The following is a 4330-nucleotide window of genomic DNA, read 5'->3' on the forward strand; positions in this document are numbered from 1 at the left end:
ATCATCCCCGCCGCGCTGTGCGCCGGCCAGAAGATCAGCGCCGGCATCGTCGCAACCCTCGCCTATCCCATCGAACAGCCCCGCCCCAGCCAAGTGGCGGCAGGATAACACTTTCCCTCCTTTGCCACGCGGGGAACAAATATGTCCGGCAGCACAATCAATAACACGGTTACCGCCACTGTCACTCTCGGGAGCGGAACCTATTCGAGCCCGCTGACCATAACCAGTACCGGCGCTATCACGCCTGCCGCTTACGGTGCCGACGGATTGTATCTGCCAAGTACGGTTTCGGGCGTGTTCAGCGTGACGAACGCAGGTATCGTCTTGTCCGGCGCCGGCGCGATCGGAAGTAACGGCATTACCGTCGTGAGCGGGGGCCCTGGTGCTCCCGGCGGCTCTGGCAGCCTGGGTGGTGACGGTGTTGTCCTGTTGGGACAGGGAGTGCTGACCAATCAGGGCGGCGGCGACATCATCGGCGGGAATGGCGGTGCCGGCGGCATTGGCGGCGACGGGAGTCAAACATATGGCGGTACTGGCGGCGGCGGCGGTGATGGAGCCGGCGGAGGTGCGGGGGTCCACCTCGCCGGCGCCGGAACCCTGACCAATGACGGATCGATCAGTGGCGGCGGTGGGGGTAGTGCGGGTTCCGCCGGCATCGCTGGAGAGGCGACCTATACCTATGGATTGGCTCAAGTCGAAACCGGTTCCGCCGGCGGCAAAGGTGGTTATGGGTCAGAAGGGGGAAGTGGTGTCGATCTCGCCGGTCCCGGCAGTCTGAACAATAACGGCGTCATTGCCGGTGGTGCCGGGGGCGGCGGGAGTGCTGGCAGCTCGGGGGGCGCGACGACCACTGTTAAACACCCAGGGCTTGGTGGCGATGGCGGCGCCGGCGGCGACGGTGGTGCGGGCGGCATCGGCGTTATCGTCACGAGTACGGGGGCCCTCGCCAATCAAGGGACGATCATCGGCGGCGATGGCGGGAATGCCGCCTTTGCAGGTGATGGTGGTCCTGGCAGCGGTGGGTCGGGCTCGAACGGCACGGTCGGTTCGGCCGGGAGTGGTGGCGACGGCATATCTATCGCAGCTTCCGGGTTTGTCGGCAGTATCACGGGCGTCGTCGCGGGTGGTGCAGGCGGGACCGGGGCCCACGGCGCCCTCACTGCAGGCGGTAACTATAACGGGTCGGACGGTGGCGCCGGTGGCACCGGTATCGACCTCGCCAATGGTGGGACCTTGACGATTGCCGGGAGAATAACCGGCGGTTTCGGCGGCATCGGCGGAGTAGGCGGTCCTGCCCGCGGCGCGATCGCCGGTGACGGCGGTGTCGGTGGTGCCGGCATCAGCGTCGCGAGTGCTGGCTTCCTAATCAACGATATCGCCGGGACGATAACCGGCGGTGCCGGCGCCCTGGGCGCTCTCACGACCAATTCCAGTCCTGGCGGCGGTACCGGGGGGTATGGCGTCAATCTCGACACCGGCACGCTCAGCAATCACGGGATGATCGTCGGAGGTGCGGGTGGCGCGGCAGAAAGCGGCTACTTCTATAGCTTCGGTGTCGGTTACCAAGAGGGCGCCAAGGGAGGGAATGGCGGCGCCGGCGGCTCTCTCGATGGCGGCAGTCTGTCGAGTGACGGCACCATCCTGGGCGGCAATGCGGGCGCCGGCGCTACCGGCGTCAGTGGAAACCGAACCGGCGCAAGCGGTGGCTCGGGAGGATTTGGCGGTAATGGCGGTGACGGCATTGCCTTAACGGGCGCGGGTATATGGGCCAATGCCAGCATCGGTATCATTTCCGGCGGAGCCGGTGGCGCCGGCGGCGCCGGCGGTGCCGCGAACAGTAGCGGCAATGGCATTCAAGGCACAGGTGGTCCGGGCGGCTTCGGTGGGGCCGGTGTCGCTTTGTTGGGTGCGGGCACATTCACCAATGCCGGCACCATCACCGGCGGCGGCGGCGGCGGCGGTAGCGGGCCAGCGGCGAGCTATGCGAGCGCCGGCGGTGGCGGTGGTCAGGGCATTGCTCTTGCCGCAACTGGCACGGCGACCAATCTCGGTACTATCTCTGGCGGCAATGGCGGCGTCGGCCAATACTCAACCGGCGGGATTGGAGGCTCGGGAGGCAGCGGCGGTGCGGGTGGTGAGCTGTCGGGGACGAGCACACTGACCAATGATGGTGTCATATCCGGCGGCACAGGTGGCCAGGGCGGCGGTGCCGATAACGGCGGAAACGGCGGCTTCGGCGGTTACGGCGGGATCGGAGTGCTCCTCCAAGGCACGGCAGTGCTCATCAACCAGGGAGTCGTCATCGGCGGCAGCAATGGCGCGGGCGGCACCAGCACCAAGGGCAGCGAGGGCGTACACGCCAGTGGTGCGGGCGTCTATCTGGCAAGTGGCACCCTGATCAATGCCGGCACGATCGAGAGGGGGGGAGGCCCAGGCAGCGCCGCAGATGCGGTCCAATTCGGCGCGATCGGCGCCGCGGCGGGAACGGTTGTTTTCGATCCCGGTGCCGATTTCATCGGCAATGTCGCGGCAAACACGTCGTTCGCCGACGTGCTCGACCTGGCTTCTGGAAGTATTTCCGGCACCTTGAACGGGCTAGGCTCTCAATTCGCCGACTTTCAGCAAGTCACGATTCAAACCGGGGCAAGCTGGAGCCTTGCCGGTAACAATCAGATCATCGCAGGCGCGACCGTTTCGCAGGATGGCACGCTGATCAACGACGGCAATCTGATGGTCGCCGGCAGCCTGATCGGCGGCGGCGGAACGGTCGGAGACGTCTTGCTGTTCGGCACGTCGCTCGCGGCGATGACTCTCGCTCCCGGCGCATCGATCGTCGGCAACGTACTGGCCAACCCGACGATTGCCGATGCGCTGTATCTCGCCTCGGGTAGCACGGCGGGCACACTCACTGGATTGGGTAGTCAGTTCGTCGATTTTCAACAAATAGCCGTCGATCCCTATGCCACCTGGAGCTTGACCGGAGCCAATACGATCATCGCCGGCGCGACTTTGATGCAGAACGGCACGCTGATCGTCGATGGCAACTTTTATAATGGCGGCACCATAATTGCGAATGTGCCGGTTTCCGGTGCAAGTGACGGCGTGGGCGTCGAACTCACAAATTCTGGCACTTTCGCTAATCAAGGCACCATTATCGGCGGTTACGGCTACCTAACCATCGCAGGCGGTGCCGGCGTCGATCTTCTGGGCGCGGCAACACTGATCAATGTAGGATCTATTTACGGGGGTGGCGGAAGCGCACTGAGTACCGGAGGTGTCGGGATCAATGCTCTAGTCGGTGGTTCTTTGACCAATGAAGGGAATGTCTTCGGCGGCATCGGCGGCAATGCAACCACGATTGGAACTGCCGGCGGTATCGGTGGCGTCGGGATCAAGCTCGGTGGTGGAGGAAGCCTGGTCAATACCGGTGTGGTCGGCGGGGGCAATGGCGGGGTTGGTGGCGTCGGTGCGGGTGAAGCCGCTGGCGTTGGCGGTGAAGGCGGGAGTGGCGTCAATCTGTCGGCAAAGGGCACGCTGACCAATGATGGCACGATTGTCGGTGGTACTGGGGGCAGTGGTGGTCGCGCCGTAGGATTCGACGGTGGCGGTGGGGGCCTTGGCGGTGCTGGCGTCTATCTCAATGGCGGGGTGCTGATCGACGGAGGCACGATCAAGGGGGGTAGCGGCGGCTCCGCTGGTGTTGCCAGCCATGGAGGTGCTAACGGCACGGCCGGATCGCCGGGCGATGCGATACAGTTTGGGTCTTTGGCGGGAACACTGATCGTCAATCCTGGAGCATCCTTCGTCGGCGACGTCGTGGCCAATCCGACCGTCGCCGATGTGCTGGAATTCGGTTCGTTGACCACGGGCGAAGCCCCGATCGACATCGGGTCGCAATTTATCGGCTTCAGCGGATTCAGTTTTGCCGCAGGGGCCGCGTGGAGCATCAGCGGCTCCTATACGGCGTTCGATATCGGTCAAGTGATCAGTGGTTTCGCACCGACGGACACGCTGGTGCTCGACGGGTTCGCCGCGAATACGGCGGATGTGACGTATGTCAGTGGAACGGGATTGGAACTGACCAATGGCTCCAGCACGATCACGCTGGACATTACGGGCAGTTTCAATACTAGCGATTTCCTGGTGGTCGACCCGCCAGGAAATACGACAATTTCTCTTATTCCTAGCGCACCCTGCTTTGCCGCCGGCACGCGGCTTCTGACGATGCGCGGCGAGGTGCCGGTCGAGGCGTTGCGGGAGGGCGATGCGGTCATCCTGAATGGCGGCGGAACGGCGCCGATCAAATGGATCGGCCGGCGGCATCTCGCCC

The 4330-nt window shown here is 64.4% G+C and carries 1 protein-coding gene; it reads left to right on the forward strand.

The window, feature by feature from the left end:
* Positions 1 to 684 precede the first annotated feature (684 nt).
* The coding region (locus tag AiwAL_RS19700) for a Hint domain-containing protein (protein ID WP_262313433.1) at positions 685 to 4330 on the forward strand (3646 nt) is incomplete at its 3' end.

The organism is Acidiphilium sp. AL, assembly GCF_025499445.1.
Taxonomy (GTDB): Bacteria; Pseudomonadota; Alphaproteobacteria; order Acetobacterales; family Acetobacteraceae; genus Acidiphilium; species Acidiphilium iwatense.